The sequence below is a fragment of the Streptomyces sp. NPDC021115 genome (assembly GCF_044333065.1).
Taxonomy (GTDB): domain Bacteria; phylum Actinomycetota; class Actinomycetes; order Streptomycetales; family Streptomycetaceae; genus Streptomyces.
In genome coordinates, this window is the sequence record NZ_JBIRQF010000003.1 from 334727 (window position 1) to 349205 (window position 14479).

The 14479-nt window shown below is 70.0% G+C and carries 12 protein-coding genes; 6 read left to right on the forward strand and 6 right to left on the reverse strand.

The features are described from left to right. The first annotated feature begins 110 nt into the window (after window positions 1–110). A complete protein-coding gene (locus ACH4TL_RS11590; RefSeq protein ID WP_398318624.1) occupies window positions 111–1496 on the forward strand; it encodes an MFS transporter in 1386 nt (461 codons plus the stop codon). Further along, window positions 1493–2875, forward strand: a complete 1383-nt coding sequence (locus ACH4TL_RS11595) for a hypothetical protein (protein ID WP_398318621.1) — start codon at window positions 1493–1495, stop codon at window positions 2873–2875. Before ACH4TL_RS11590 ends, ACH4TL_RS11595 begins: the two co-directional genes overlap by 4 nt. Here ACH4TL_RS11595 and ACH4TL_RS11600 read toward each other — a convergent pair. The 5 genes from ACH4TL_RS11600 to ACH4TL_RS11620 form a co-directional block, all read right to left on the reverse strand. Continuing rightward, complete coding sequence (locus tag ACH4TL_RS11600) at window positions 2872–3489, reverse strand: DUF742 domain-containing protein (protein WP_398318618.1); 618 nt, start codon at window positions 3487–3489, stop codon at window positions 2872–2874. The two genes, ACH4TL_RS11595 and ACH4TL_RS11600, sit on opposite strands and share 4 nt — an antisense overlap. Before the next feature lie 7 nt (window positions 3490–3496). Next, on the reverse strand, window positions 3497–3940 hold the full coding sequence (locus ACH4TL_RS11605; RefSeq protein WP_398318615.1) for a roadblock/LC7 domain-containing protein: 444 nt from the start codon (window positions 3938–3940) through the stop codon (window positions 3497–3499). A 31-nt stretch (window positions 3941–3971) separates the two neighbouring features. After that, window positions 3972–6962: a nitrate- and nitrite sensing domain-containing protein gene (locus ACH4TL_RS11610; protein ID WP_398318612.1), complete on the reverse strand. Its 2991-nt coding sequence runs from the start codon at window positions 6960–6962 to the stop codon at window positions 3972–3974. 61 nt (window positions 6963–7023) lie between these two features. After that, on the reverse strand, window positions 7024–7167 hold the full coding sequence (locus ACH4TL_RS11615) for a hypothetical protein (RefSeq protein ID WP_398318609.1): 144 nt from the start codon (window positions 7165–7167) through the stop codon (window positions 7024–7026). 3 nt (window positions 7168–7170) lie between these two features. Continuing rightward, entirely contained in the window at window positions 7171–8664 is a 1494-nt protein-coding gene (locus ACH4TL_RS11620) for an OFA family MFS transporter (RefSeq protein ID WP_398318606.1), read from the reverse strand. A gap of 560 nt (window positions 8665–9224) precedes the next feature. On the opposite strand from ACH4TL_RS11620, the gene ACH4TL_RS11625 reads away from it, so the two are divergent. Both ACH4TL_RS11625 and ACH4TL_RS11630 read left to right on the forward strand, forming a co-directional pair. Beyond that, on the forward strand, window positions 9225–9620 hold the full coding sequence (locus ACH4TL_RS11625; protein WP_398318603.1) for a DUF485 domain-containing protein: 396 nt from the start codon (window positions 9225–9227) through the stop codon (window positions 9618–9620). After that, on the forward strand, window positions 9617–11212 hold the full coding sequence (locus ACH4TL_RS11630) for a cation acetate symporter (protein WP_398318600.1): 1596 nt from the start codon (window positions 9617–9619) through the stop codon (window positions 11210–11212). Before ACH4TL_RS11625 ends, ACH4TL_RS11630 begins: the two co-directional genes overlap by 4 nt. 89 nt (window positions 11213–11301) lie before the next feature. Here the strand turns inward: ACH4TL_RS11630 and ACH4TL_RS11635 are convergent, their stop codons facing one another. Beyond that, on the reverse strand, window positions 11302–12291 hold the full coding sequence (locus tag ACH4TL_RS11635) for a LacI family DNA-binding transcriptional regulator (RefSeq protein WP_398318731.1): 990 nt from the start codon (window positions 12289–12291) through the stop codon (window positions 11302–11304). 288 nt (window positions 12292–12579) lie between these two features. Here ACH4TL_RS11635 and ACH4TL_RS11640 point away from each other — a divergent pair, with 288 nt between their 5' ends. Further along, window positions 12580–13506 (forward strand): carbohydrate ABC transporter permease, encoded by a 927-nt coding sequence (locus tag ACH4TL_RS11640; protein WP_398318597.1) that lies wholly within the window; start codon window positions 12580–12582, stop codon window positions 13504–13506. Between the two features lie 4 nt (window positions 13507–13510). Beyond that, complete coding sequence (locus tag ACH4TL_RS11645) at window positions 13511–14461, forward strand: carbohydrate ABC transporter permease (protein WP_398318594.1); 951 nt, start codon at window positions 13511–13513, stop codon at window positions 14459–14461. The last annotated feature ends 18 nt before the right edge of the window (window positions 14462–14479 follow it).

Consider the following 14479-nt stretch of genomic DNA (forward strand, 5'->3'; position numbering starts at 1 on the left):
TCCGCTGTCCGTCGCGGACAAATGTTGTGCAGAACATTGACCGCGGTTGCGAATCTGCCTACCTTCGCGGGAACGCCTGGCACCACCCCGACGGCACCAGGGAGCCTCCCGTGCAGCCAGCCCCCGTCCCCGTTTCCCCGCCGCCCCCGGATTCCCGGCAGCTGCGCCGCGTCGCGCTGTCCGGACTGCTCGGCACCGCGGTCGAGTTCTACGACTTCCTCGTGTACGGCACGGTCGCCGCGCTCGTCTTCGGCGAGCTGTTCTTCCCCCGGGCCGACCCGGCGGTCGGCACCATCGCCGCGTTCGGCACCTTCGCCGCCGGATATCTGGCGCGGCCGCTCGGTGGCATCGTCTTCGGTCACTTCGGCGACCGGCTCGGCCGCAAGTCGATGCTGCTGCTCACGATGGTCCTGATGGGCACGTGCAGCTTCCTCATCGGGCTGCTCCCGACCTACGACGAGATCGGCGTCTGGGCCCCGGTGCTGCTGGTTGCCCTGCGCGTCGTCCAGGGCCTCGCGATCGGCGGTGAGTGGGGCGGGGCCATGCTCATGGTCGTCGAGCACGCCGAGCGCACCGGGGGCGCCCAGCACCGCCGCGGCCTGTGGTCGAGCTTCACCCAGCTCGGTGCACCGCTCGGCTCGATGCTCTCCGCGGGCGTGGTCACGGTCGTCTCGACCATGCCGGACGACGAGTTCCGCTCCTGGGGCTGGCGGGTGCCGTTCCTGCTGAGCGTGGCGCTGCTCGCCGTCGGGCTGTTCGTACGGCTGCGCGTGGCGGAGAGCCCGCTGTTCGCCGAGGCCAGGGCGCGGCAGCGGAGCGCACGGCAGCCGGACAAGCCGCCGCTCACCGAGGTGCTGCGGCGCCCCCGGCCGCTGCTGCTCGCCGGGTGCGTCGGCATCGGCGCGTTCACGGCACAGGCGCTGCTGACCAGCTTCATGATCTCCTACGCCGTCCGCCACGGGTACACCCGGCCACAGGTGCTCACCGCCGTGACCGTGGCCTCCTGCGTGGCACTCTTCGCGCTTCCCGCCGCCTCCGCGCTGTCCGACCGGGTGGGCCGCCGCCCGGTCGTGCTCGCCGGGGCCGTGGCGTCGGCCGCGCTCGCGTTCCCCGTCCTGGCGCTCGTCGACTCCGGCTCGCCCGGGCTGCTGATCCTGGCCCTTTCGCTGGGCCACGGCGTGGCGCAGTCCACCATGTACGGACCGCTCGGGGCCCTGCTCAGCGAGATGTTCGGCACCCGGGTCCGCTACACCGGCGCCTCCCTCGGCTATCAGCTCGCCACCCTGGTCGGGGCCGGTTTCTCGCCGATGATCGCGAGCAGTCTGCTGGCGGCCTACGGCGGTGGCAGCACCCCGCTCTCGCTGCTGCTGTGCGGCGGCGCGGCCATCACCGCGGTCACCGTGTGGCGGCTGCGCGAGACCCACACCGACACCCTCGACGCCCGCACCACCGCGCCCTCCACCGAAGTTCCCGCCGCCGAAGGAGCCCGCCCGTGAAGCCCCGCGCCCTCGCCCTCGCCGCGACCGCCGTGCTCGCCGCCACCGCCCTGCCCGCGCGGGCCGCGAGCGCCGCCGAGGGCGAACACCTGGAAGGCCGCCTGGCGTCCGGGGCCGCGTATGTGCTGGACAAGCCCGCGCGGTGGAACGGCACCGTGCTGCTCTTCAGCCACGGCTACGCCCCGAAGGGCAGCCCCAACCCCGCCCAGAACGCGCCGAGTACGGCGACCCGCGACCGGCTGCTGGACCAGGGCTACGCGCTGGCGGGCTCCTCGTACGCCACCACCGGCTGGGCCGTGACGGAGGCGGTGCCCGACCAGCTGGCCACGCTGGACCTGTTCACGAAGGAGTTCGGCGCGGCCCGGCAGACCCTCGCCTGGGGCCAGTCGTACGGAGGGTTCGTCACCACCGCCATCGCCGAACGGCACGCCGACCGGATCGACGGATCGCTGTCGATGTGCGGACTCGTCCAGGGCGGAGTGGCCAACTGGAACAGCACCCTCGACCCCGTCTTCGCGCTGAGGACCCTCCTCGCACCCGACTCCGGCATCCGCCTCACCGGCTTCGCCGACCAGGCCGAGGCGACCAGCGCAGCGAGCGCCCTCACCGGGAAGCTGACCGCGGCCCAGCAGACCCCGCGGGGCCGGGCCCGGATCGCGCTCGCCGCCGCCCTGCACAACATCCCCGGCCACAACGACCCGTCGCAGCCGAAGCCCGGCCCCACCGACTGGAGCGCACAGCAGGCCAACCAGTACGCGGCGGTCACCGGACTGCTGCGGACCGCCGCGTTCTCGTGGCGGCAGGAGGCCGAGTCCCGCGCGGGCGGCAACCCGTCGTGGAACACCGGCGTCGACTACGCGGCGATGCTGCGGCACTCCTCGGTGTACAAGGAGGTGACCGAGCTGTACAAGGAGGCGGGACTGACGCTGCGCGACGACCTCGCCGCCCTGAACCGCGCTCCCCGCACCGCCGCCGACCCCCGGGCCGTGGCCTGGATGCGGCACACCAGCGCCTTCACCGGCAGGCTGGCCGATCCGCAGTTGAACATCCACACCACCGGCGACGGGCTGATCCCCGTGCAGTCCGAGAGCGCCTACCGCCGGGCCGCCACCGCCGGGGGATCGGCGGGGATACTGCGCCAGGCTTACGTCGACGGGCCCGGCCACTGCGCCTTCACCACCGGCGAGACCCTCGCCGCTGTGCACACGCTGGAACGACGCCTGGCCACCGGCCGCTGGAACACCTCACCGGACGCCCTCAACTCCGCGGCGCGGGAGGAGGACCCGGACAGCGAGGCACGGTACGTCGGCTACCGGCCCACCGCCTACCCGCGCCCCTACGACCTGGCGCACCCGGACGGCCCGCGACGACGGGGCTAGAGCCGCCGAAGTCCGGTCAGCACCCGCTCCATCAGCGTCACGCTCGGGGCCTCCCCGTCCTCGGTCCCGCTCTGGTGGACGACGATCATCCCGCGCTCCGCCATGTCGCCGAGCAGGACCCTGGCCACTCCCAGCGGCAGTTCGAGCCGTGCCGCCACCTCCGCCACCGATTTCGGCTCCTGACACAGCGATATGACGGGCACGTGGTCGGCGTGGGCGACGGCGGCGGACTGGTGCCCCTGGTCGGTGGTGGTCACCAGGGTTTCCAGCTCGAAGTGGTAGTGCGACCTGGTGCGGCCGCCCGTCCACGTATAGGCGCGCACGAACGAGGGCGAGCCCTGCTGTTCCTGTTCGTGCCCGTCCTCCCACGCGGCGTGCTGCTCGTCCTGCTGCGACGGGTACCCGTACTGCTCCGGGGAAGCGGGCGGCGGCGCTTCCCCGGGCTGCTGCTGGGACGCGGACTCCGGCCGGGGGCCGGAGCCGGAGCCCGACTTCTTCCGCCCCCGCCGTGCCTTGCCGAAACTGAACGCGTTGAGCACGTCGGCGAAGGTCTGCTCGTCCTCCGCTTCCTGGTCTCTCCCACTGTGCCCGAAAGGGCCTTCACCGGTGCTCATGATCTCCTCATCCGAGCTGGTGGGCTGCCGTCTGCTTGAATCCCTGGAGCTCCGCGCGGAGTTCAGGGGTCAGCATCTCACCGACCTGGTCCACGAGCACGGCCATCTCGTAGGCCACCTGGCCGATCTCGCAGTCCGGCGCGGCCAGGGTCACCAGGCACGAGCCGTCCTTGATGGACATCAGCAGCATATGTCCGTACTCCATCTGGATCACGGTGCTCTTCACCTCGCCGGTGTCAAGACACCGCGCGGCGCCCTGGATCAGGCTGATGGCACCTGCGGCGATGGTGGCGAGGTGTTCGGCGTAGTCGTCCGCCAGCCGGTTGGAGGCGGTGAGCAAAATCCCGTCGGCCGATACCACCACGGCGTGGGCCACATTGGGAACACGTTCGGTGAAGTTGGTGACCAGCCAACCGAACTGGCTCACCTCCCGCGGGTGGGGTGAGGTCATGGCTTATTCCTGCCCGTTCGTCGATGGGATCTTATCGCTCGTCGGGACGGGCCCGACGGATGCCTGACTGGTAGTTGCTGAGGAAGCTGTGCGTACGACCCGCGTCCTGGCTCGGTTTCGCCTTGCCGGGGGCGGTCCGTGGCTGGGGACGGTCACCACCGGGCCGGGGCGACCGCGGCGTCCGCTTCGGCAGCCCGGCCTGGGTCTGGCCTGCCTCCTCCGTGTCCGTGGTGTCCGAGGGCTCGTCCCGGCCGCCCGGGAGGCGGTCGGCCGCGCGGCCCGGCGCGTTCTCCCCGGCGCGGAGCGTGCCGGGGCCCGGCAGCGGCTCCGTCTGCTCCCCTGGCGGGGTGAAGAGCCGCGGGGAGCCCTGGGGCCGGGAGCCGGCCGAGGAGGGCCGGGAGCCGGCGGACGGCGGCCGGGGGCTCGCCGGGGCCGACGGGGGCGCCGCGTCCGAGGCGGGCGGACCGAACCACGACGAGCGGGGCGCGCCCGGCATGTCCGCTCCGGATTCGCGCTGCGGCTCCGGTCCTGAACGCTGCGGTGGCACCAGACCGGGAGCGGTACGGGCCTGCTGGCCGTCCCGGTCGGCCCGTGCGTCCGCGGGTGTCCGGTCGCGCTCGGAGGGAGGGGGCGACGCGGCCGGTCCGTTCGGTCGGCCCGGTCCGTTCGGACCCGACGGCCTGGACGGTTCCGGCGGTCCGGCCGGTCCGGTCGGACCGTTGCGGGACTCCTCCGGTGCGCCCTTGGCGCCAGGACCCGGACGGCCGGTGCCCTTGGCACCGATCCCGTTCGCCCCGTCGGCCCCGCCGGGTGTCCGGCGCGGCAGCCGCTTCGGCAGCGCGGAGTCCCCGCTCGTCGCGGCGGGGCCGGAGTGGGCCGAGCGCGGACCGGAGTCGGCGGTGGGCACGGGGAGCGCCCCGCTGGTGGACTCGCGCAGGGCGGGAACCGGGCCCGACTCCTGCCGCGGCTGCGCCGGTTCGAACGCCTTGGAGGCGATCGGCGTCGGCCCGGTCCTGCGGGGCGCGTTCCCCTGGGGAGCCCCGTCGGGCCGGTTCGTCGGGATCAGGTTGGCCGGGACGAGCACACCGGCCCGCAGGCCCGCGCCCCACTCCGTGCTGAGGTTCACGGAAATGCCATGCCGACTGGCCAGCCGGCCCACCACGAAGAGTCCCATTTGACGGGAGGACGACGCTTCCTCGGAAGAGGTTGCCTCCAGCCGCCGATGAGCCTTGGCCAGGTCGGCGCCGCTCATCCCGATGCCCTGGTCGTGCACCTCGATCAGCGCGGAGCCGTCGCGGCGCGGGGTGGTGCTGATGACCACCTGGGTCTCCGGCGGGGAGAACGCGGTGGCGTTGTCGAGCAGTTCGGCGACGATCCGGGCCAGGTCACCGGCCACATAGCCGGTCACCTCCACGGACGCGGAGGGCTGCACCTCGGCGCGCTGGTAGTGCTCGATCTCGGAGACCGCGGCACGCAGGACGTCCTCCAGCGGCACCCGATGGCCGTGGGAGCGGACCAGGGTGCTGCCGCAGAGAACCATCAGGTTCTCGTTGTTGCGCCGCATCCGGGTCGCCAGGTGGTCCATCTGGAAGAGGTTGGCCAGCTGGTCCGGGTCCTCTTCGTGCCGTTCGAGCTGCTCCATCAGGCGCAGCAGCCGGTCCACCAGGGTCTGGCTGCGCCGGGAGAGGTTGACCAGGGTGTCCCTCAGGTCGCCACGCAGCGCTGCCTGTTCCGAGGCCAGGCGCACGGCCTGGCCGTGCACCGCGTCGAAGGCCCGGGCGAGCTGCCCGAACTCCTCCGTGGTGTGCACCGGCACGGCGCTGACCGAGGTGTCCGCCGTCTCGCCCTCCCGGATGCTGGAGACCGCGGCCGGAAGCCGGTGCTCGGCCACGTCGAGCGCGGTGGAGCGCAGGACGGTCAGCGACCGCAGCAGATACCGGCCGATCGCGAAACCGATGGAACCGGCGAGCAGCAGCACCGCGAGCAGGGCCACGGAGTACGCACCGGCCCGGTTACTGGTCTGGTCCTGCAGCTGGGCGGAGTTCACGCGCAGCTTCTGGGCGAGGTTCTTCTCGACCTTCCCCAGGAGGGCCGCGGTCGTTTCCGAGCTGCGGTTCCACTGGGACGTCGGGACCTGCGGCGGCGTGGCACCCTGCTGGGTGCCGTTCCCCTGCGAACGGGACAGTACGCCGCGTACCAGCTCCGAGCGCCGGGACACCAGGTCCCCGGTGACGGTCTGCCGGTAGAGGTCCTGCTCGGCGGGGGTGGCCACGGCCTGGAAGTCGCCGAGCTTGTCCTTGAGGCGGATGTCGGACTCCTCCAGCGCCCGGATGAGCCTCATGTCCACGGGCTGTCCGGACTGCCCGGACGCCATGGCCTCCAGGAGGGTCACATGCTGGAGGTGGACCTCCTCCTGGACCGCCTCCAGGTCGTACAGCGCGGACGCCGGACCCGACAGCTTGGGCTCACCGAACCGGCTGCCGAGGGCCTGGTCCAGGTCGAGCAGGCTGTTGATGACGGTGCGGTACTTGTTCACCGCGGACCAGGAGCTGATGCTGCCGGAGGTCACCTGCTTGCGCAGGTCCGTCAGCCCGCCCAGGGCCTCGGCGGCGTCCTGGTAGCGGTTGCCCGCGGCGCCCTTGAGCAGCGACACGTTCTTGGTGCTGCCCGCGAGGGCGGCGCGGGCCCGGTCGGTCGACCGGGCCTGCCGCCGCATCGCGGTCGCGTCGCCGTCCCCGGAGCCCCGCAGCTTTCCGGCGGCCATGGTGCGCTCCGACTGGAGGCTGCCGAGCAGCGGCATCAGCCCGGAGCGCAGCTTGACCAGCCGCTGCATGTCCGCATACGAGTTGGCGCGTTCGACTTCGCGCTGGATCTGGACGACACCCAAGGCGACGGCCAGCAGCGCGGGCACCACCAGCACGGCGCCCAGCTTGACCGGCAGCCGCCAGTTTCGCCATTGCACGATGGTGGCCCACAGCCCCGGGCCGCGTACCACCTCGGCCGCATGCCTGCCCGGGGTCACGAGGCGTGCTCCGCGCCCGGAACGGCCTGGCCACAGCGATGTATCACGATGCGCTTTCTCTCTACTCGAACAGCTTTCGGCTCGTCATGGCGAGCTCATAGAGGCCGTACGCGAAGGGAATGGCCACCCACAGCCACGCCACGGCCAGCAGAGCGGGCGAGGACTTCACGGCCGCGCTCTGCGAGGGTTCGTCCTGGTGAGCCATCAGTTACCCCTTGCCCTTCTCGGCCGGGACACGGTCGGTTCCGCCCTCTTCGCCTTCTTCTGTGCTCCGGTCGCCCTGCTCGTCCTCGGCGTCCTGCTCGCCCTTGGAATCCTTGGCGGGCTCGGCAGCCTTGGCGGGCTGGTCGCCCTGGGCGGCCGGTTCGGCCGAGGCCACCGGCTCCGGCTCATGGAACTTCGGGTTCACCGGGCGCACCAGCTCGTTGGCGATGAAGCCGATCACGAGCAGCGCGATCATGAGGTAGAACGAGACGGCGTAGAGGCCGGGTCCGGAGTTCCCGGACTTCTTCCCGGCGTCCGCCACGGCGTCCACGATGATCGGCCCGGCGACTCCGGCCACCGACCACGCGGTCAGCAGCCGACCGTGGATCGCGCCGACCTCGTACGTGCCGAACAGGTCCTTCAGATAGGCCGGTACGGTCGCGAACCCGCCGCCGTAGAACGACAGGATCACCATGGCCGCGACCACGAACAGCGCGGTGCTGCTGTTCTTGCCGAGCAGGATGGTCAGGTAGAGCAGAGCACCCGCGCCCAGGTACAGGCGGTAGATGTTCTTCCTGCCGACCTTGTCGGAGACCGACGACCACACGAAGCGGCCGGTCATGTTGGCCAGCGACAGCAGGGCGACGAACCCGGCGGCGGCGGTCGCGCTGACCGGGGCGTCGGTGTCCTGGAAGAAGTCCTGGATCATCGGGGCTGCCTTCTGGAGGATCCCGATGCCCGCAGTGACGTTCATGCACAGCACGATCCACAGCAGCCAGAACTGCGGGGTCTTCACCGCGTTCTTCGCCGACACGTTCGCGGTGGTGATGAGCTGCTTGCCGGTCTCCTCGCGGGGGACCCAGCCCGCCGGACGCCAGCCGTCGGCCGGTACCCGGATGAGCAGTACGCCCAGGGTCATGAACGCGGCGTAGGCCAGGCCGTGTACCAGGAAGGTCTGGGCGATGCCGCTGGTGTCGCTGCCGAAGGAGGACAGCATCTGCGACGACCAGGGGGAGGCGATCAGCGCGCCGCCGCCGAAGCCCATGATGGCGGTACCGGTGGCCATACCGGGGCGGTCCGGGAACCACTTCATCAGCGTGGACACCGGTGAGATGTAACCGATGCCGAGTCCGATGCCGCCGACGACGCCGTATCCGAAGATGACGAGCCAGTACTGACTCGTGGCCACTCCGAGCGAGGCGATCAGAAAGCCCGAGGAGAAGGTCACGAGCGATACGAACATCGCCCATCGCGGCCCCTTGTGCTCCACGAGCGTGCCACCGAAGGCGGCGGAGAGGCCGAGGACGAGAATCGCGATCTGGAAGGGGAGGGCGCTGGCGGTCCCCGAGATGTCAAGGGCCTTCTCCAGCGGCGTCTTGAAGACGCTCCAGGCGTATGCCTGACCGATGGAGAAGTGAATCGCAAGCGCCGCCGGAGGAATCAGCCATCGATTCCACCCTGGCCCTGCGATAATGCGAGAGCGGTCGAGAAAACCCACCGATTACCTACCTCCGTCCTCGGGAACCCATTGCCGCAGGCTCTATTTTCTGGAGACGTCAAAAGACGTCTCGGGCGGTGGCGAGTGTAGAGCACCCTGATCAGCGGTAACAACGGCGGGACTTCGTCGCGGGCTCCGTAGTGGAGCAGCCTCCCACACGTTCGCATAGATGGGGCGTTCCACCAACATCGACACATTGCATGCATCTTCTGTTCACGAAACGTCCGCAACTCCGCTGGTCGGGGGGCGTCCTCATCGCATGACACCAGGTCAGAGGGATCGAAAGGAGGAAGGATCGGGAAAAGCGCACATCCTGAAAGGTTCTGACAGGTGATCACAAGTGCCGTGTAGTCGGATATGTGGCTCGCAGTCACCTGGATGGGGTGGTCCCGGTACAACCCGTGCCGGGTCGGTCAGCCTGGCCCACCCGGCCGTTGACTGCATCCGGCGCCTCACTACACTGACCCCGCCATGGGGCTGCGGGTTGCTCCTCCTCCCCACCATCCATCGCAGGCAGATCCGTAGTGAATTCTCCTGCCCGAAACTCCCGGGAGAGGGCCATGACGAAAGCGGTGCGGCCGCCCGCGCCTATTTCATCCGAACGGGCCGCCGGACAGGGGTTCGTCGGCCGCGGCAATGAAAACGGCGAGCCCGACTTCGCCGCGATTCAGCAGAGTCCGGAATTCGACCGGCTGCGCAAGAGGCTGCGCCGGTTCGTGTTCCCCATGAGTGCGCTCTTCTTCTGCTGGTACATGACCTTCGCCCTCTTCTCGGCGTACGGTCATGGATTCATGAGCCGTAAGGTGTTCGGCTCGGTCAACATGGGGACCGTCTTCGGCCTGCTCCAGTTCGTCACGACGATGGCGATCGTCCTGGGGTACCGGAGGTTCGCCGACCGGAAGATCGACCCGCAGGTGGACAAGGTGCGCGAGTTCGCAGGGGTCGACAAGGAATGACATTGCAGATCGCGGGTGAGACGACCGGCAGCCCGGTCATCAACGTCAGCGTATTCGTCGTATTCGTCCTGATTACGCTGTTCATCGTCTACAAGGCCACCACCAGGAACCAGACGGCGGCCGACTACTACGCCGCGGGCAGCGCCTTCAGCGGCGTGCAGAACGGCATCGCCCTCTCCGGCGACTTCCTCTCCGCGGCGTCCTTCCTCGGGATCTCCGGGGCGATCGCCGTCCACGGCTACGACGGCTTCCTCTACTCCGTGGGATGGCTCGTCGCCTGGCTGGTGGCCCTCTTGCTCGTCGGCGAACGGCTGCGCAACACCGGCCGGTTCACCGTGGGCGACGTGATGGCCTACCGGATGAAGCAGCGCCCGGTGCGCGCGGCGGCGGCCAACGCCACGCTGGTGATCACGTTCTTCTACATGCTCGCCCAGATGGCGGGCGCGGGCGGGCTGATCGCCTTGCTGCTCAACGTGCACAGCAAGGGCGGACAGGCCCTCGTCATCACCGGCGTCGGCCTCGTGATGGTCTTCTACGTCCTGGTGGGCGGAATGAAGGGCACGACCTGGGTGCAGATCATCAAGGCGGGTCTGCTCCTGCTGTGCGTGACCTTCATCAGCGTGTTCATCGTGGGCAAGTTCGGCTTCAGCCTCTCCGCGATCCTCGACCAGGCGGCGGCCCGCAGCCCGCTCGGCCAGAGCCTGCTCGAACCGGGCGGCTGGTACGGCGACGGCGCGATGGACAAGCTCGACTTCGTCTCGCTGTCCCTGGCGCTGGTCCTCGGCATCTCCAGCCTGCCGCATGTGCTGATGCGCTTCTACACCGTGCCGAACGCCAAGGAGGCGCGCCGGTCGGTGGTGTGGTGCTCCTGGTCGATGTTCCTCTTCTACCTGGGCATCCTGATCGTGGGGTACGGCGCCGCCGCGATGGTCGGCCCGGAAGCGATCCTGTCCGCCCCCGGCGGCGAGAACTCGGCGGCGCCCCTGCTCGCGTTCAACGTCGGCGGCGCGGTGCTCCTGGGCATCGTCTCCGCGGTGGCCTTCGCGACGATCCTCGCGGTGGTGGCCGGTCTGACCCTGACCGCGTCGGCCTCGTTCGCGCACGACGTGTACGCCAACGTCATCAAGGAGGGGAAGGCCGACGCGGAGTCCGAGATCCGGGTCGCCCGGCTGACGGCCATCGCGGTCGGCGTCCTGGCCATCGTCGGCGGCATCGTCACCAACGGTCAGAACGTCGCCTTCCTGGTGTCGCTGGCGCTGGCGCTCGCCGCGTCCGCCAACCTGTCGACGATCCTGTACACCCTGTACTGGAAGCGGTTCAACACGACGGGCACGCTGTGGAGCATCTACGGCGGCCTGGGGTCGGGGCTCATCCTCATCATCTTCTCCCCGGCCATCTCGGGCTCCTCGACGGCCATCTTCAAGGACGTCGACTTCCACTGGTTCCCGCTGACCAACCCCGGCATCGTGTCCATCCCGCTCTCCTTCCTCTGCGGCTTCCTCGGCACGGTCCTCAGCAAGGACCCCGCGGACCCGAAGAAGCAGGCGGAGATGGAGGTGCGGTCGCTGACCGGCATCGGCAACAAGGTGTAACCGCCCAGGCCGCGTCGCGGCACGGCTTTTCGCGGCCGGCACGAGGAGCACACCGCTCCCCGTGCCGGCCGCGGCCGTTGGCCGTCGCATCAGCGCGAGGGCGGCGGCGCGGTGCTGTGGCGCAGCACGAGCCGGGTCGGGACGAGCGTGGTGCCGCGGCCCGGGGCGCTCTGCTGCATCTGGTGCAGCACGCCCTCGACGCAGCGGCGCCCGACCTCGGCGAAGTCCTGGTGCACGGTGGTCAGCGGCGGCAGGAACGACCCGGCCTCGGGGATGTCGTCGAAGCCGATGACGCTGACGTCGTCCGGCACCCTGCGGCCCTTCTCGTGCAGGGCCCGCAGCAGACCGAGCGCCATCTGGTCGTTGGCGGCGAACACCGCCGTACAGTCCTCCTCGGCGGCGAGCGCGAGCCCGGCCCGGTAGCCGGACTCGGCCGACCAGTCGCCCCGTACGAGCGGTGGGGCGGCGCACCCCGCCTCGGTGAGCGCCGCGTGCCAGGCGTCGGCGCGGCGCTGCGCCGCGAACGACCCCTCGGGCCCGGCGAGATGCCACACCGTCCGGTGGCCGAGCCCGAGCAGATGGTCCACCGCGTCCCGGGTGCCGCCCGCCTGATCGGTGTCGACCACCGAGTAGCGGTCCCCGGCGTCCGAGTCGGCCACGACGACCTGCACGTGCGGCGGAAGCGAGAGCGCCGCCGCGTCGAGCAGGTGGACCTCCATGATGACGATGACGGCGTCCACGGCGAGCTCGCCCAGCCGGGAGAAGGCGCCGCGCACCTCGTCCTGGGTGGGGACGGCGACGGGCAGCAGGGTCACCGCGTAGCCCTCGTGCGCGGCCGAGGTGGCGATGGCTTCGAGGGTGCGCACATTGCCCGTGGTGGAGAGGGTGAAGGTGATGACGCCGATGGTGCGGAACTCGCCGCGCTTGAGTGCCCGGGCGGCGCTGTTGGGCCGGTAGCCGAGCTGCTTCATGGCGGCCAGCACGTCCTGCCGCGTCTCCTCGGTGACACCGGAGTAGCCGTTGGAGACCCGGGAGACGGTCTGCGCGGAGACACCGGCGAGCCGGGCCACGTCCGCCATGGACGCGCGCTGCGAGCGCCGTGCCCTCCGCGTCCGGGTGGTGCCGCCGTCCGCCGGGGGATCGTCCGTCGAGGAGCTGTCCGCTGCTTCCACTTTCTCCCTCGCCGCTTCGCATCCCGGTTTTGCCAGATGGCTCTTGACCACCGTCATTGGGGCAGTGTAGACATTCCGCCATCAGATGTTTACGTAAACATAACACCTCCACGCTCGCTTGAGCGCCGAAATGTTTACGCAAACATCGCGACGGCGCCCAGGCGCCGGTTCCGAGATGGACGAGCGAGGAACGACATGACGACGCTGCAACCCCCCGCCGCCGTGCAAGGGCGCCCCGCCCGGCCTCCGGCGAAGCGGGACCGCCGCTCCTGGACGGGGTGGGGGTTCATCGGCCCCTTCGTGGTGGTCTTCGCCTTCGTCTTCCTGGCCCCCATCGCGTATTCGGTCTACCTCAGCCTCTTCCGCGACCAGCTCATCGGCGGCACCACGTTCGTCGGCCTGGACAACTACCAGCAGGCCCTCCAGGACGACCGGTTCTGGGAGTCCCTGACCCGGGTGTCGCTGTTCCTGCTGGTGCAGGTGCCGATCATGCTGGGCATCGCCCTGCTCGTCGCGCTCGCCCTGGACAGCGGGCGGCTGTACGGACGGGACTTCTTCCGGATCTCGATCTTCCTGCCGTACGCGGTGCCCGCCGTCGTCGCGACCCTCATGTGGGGCTTCATGTACGGCACCCGCTTCGGCCTGGTGAGCGACATCAACGACGCCCTCGGGGTCTCGCTGCCGAACCCGCTGTCGCCCGATCTGGTGCTGACGTCCATCGGCAACATCGTGACCTGGGAATTCGTCGGCTACAACATGCTGATCTTCTACTCGGCGCTGCGCGTCATCCCGCACTCCCTGTACGAGGCGGCGGAGATCGACGGCGCCGGTCAGTTCCGCGTCATCACGGCCATCAAGCTCCCCGCGATCCGGGGCGCCCTGGTCATCGCCACCATCTTCTCGATCATCGGCACGTTCCAGCTGTTCAACGAGCCGAACATCCTCCAGAAGCTGGCGCCCAACTCCATCACCACCGACTACACCCCGAACTTCTACACGTACTCGCTGTCCTTCTCGGGCCAGCAGCACAACTACTCCGCGACGGTCGCCATCATCATGGGGCTGATCACCATGGTCATCGCCTATGTCGTCCAGCTGCGCGGCATGCGCAAGGGAGCGTGAAGCGATGAGCAGCCCCGTCACCACCGCCGCCCGGCCCGCGTCCGACGCCTCCGGCACCCCGGGCTCCGCGCCGCCCCGGCTGCGGGTGCCGCGGGGGCGCACCGCGGGGCGCCGCCCGCGCCGCAGTGTGCTGCTGACCGTCCTCACCGGGCTGGTCCTGCTGTACTCGCTGGTCCCGCTGGCCTGGCTGGTCATCAGCGCCACCAAGACCCAGGAGGGGCTGGCCCGGTCTTTCGGGCTGTGGTTCAGCGGCGACTTCGTCCTGTGGGACAACGTCCGTCAGACGTTCACCTACGACGACGGCGTCTTCACCCGCTGGTTGCTGAACACCCTGCTGTACGTGGTGACCGGGGCCGGTGGCGCCACTCTGCTGGCGGTGCTGGGCGGCTACGCCCTCGCCAAGTTCGGCTTCCCGGGCAAGCGTGCCGTCTTCGCCGTCATCATCGGCGCGGTCGCGGTGCCCGGCACCGCGCTGGCGGTGCCCACCTTCCTTATGTTCAGCGAGATGGGGCTGACCAACACCCCCTGGGCGGTGATCATCCCGTCCCTCATCTCGCCGTTCGGCCTGTATCTGATGTGGGTCTTCGCCACCGAGGCCGTCCCCGACGAACTGCTGGAGGCCGCCCGCATCGACGGGGCGAGTGAGGTGCGCACCTTCTTCCAGGTCGTCCTGCCACTGCTCGCACCCGGCATCGTGACCGTCCTGCTGTTCACGATGGTCGCCACCTGGAACAACTACTTCCTGCCGCTGATCATGCTCAAGGACCCGGACTGGTATCCGCTGACGCTGGGCCTCCACAGCTGGAACGAGCAGGCCGCGACCGCCGGTGGCGAACCCGTCTTCAACCTCGTCATCACCGGCTCCCTGATCACCATCGTGCCGCTGATCGCCGCGTTCCTCCTGCTCCAGAAGTACTGGCAGTCCGGGCTCGCCGCCGGAAGCGTCAAGGAATAGCCCCACCGTCCCGCACCA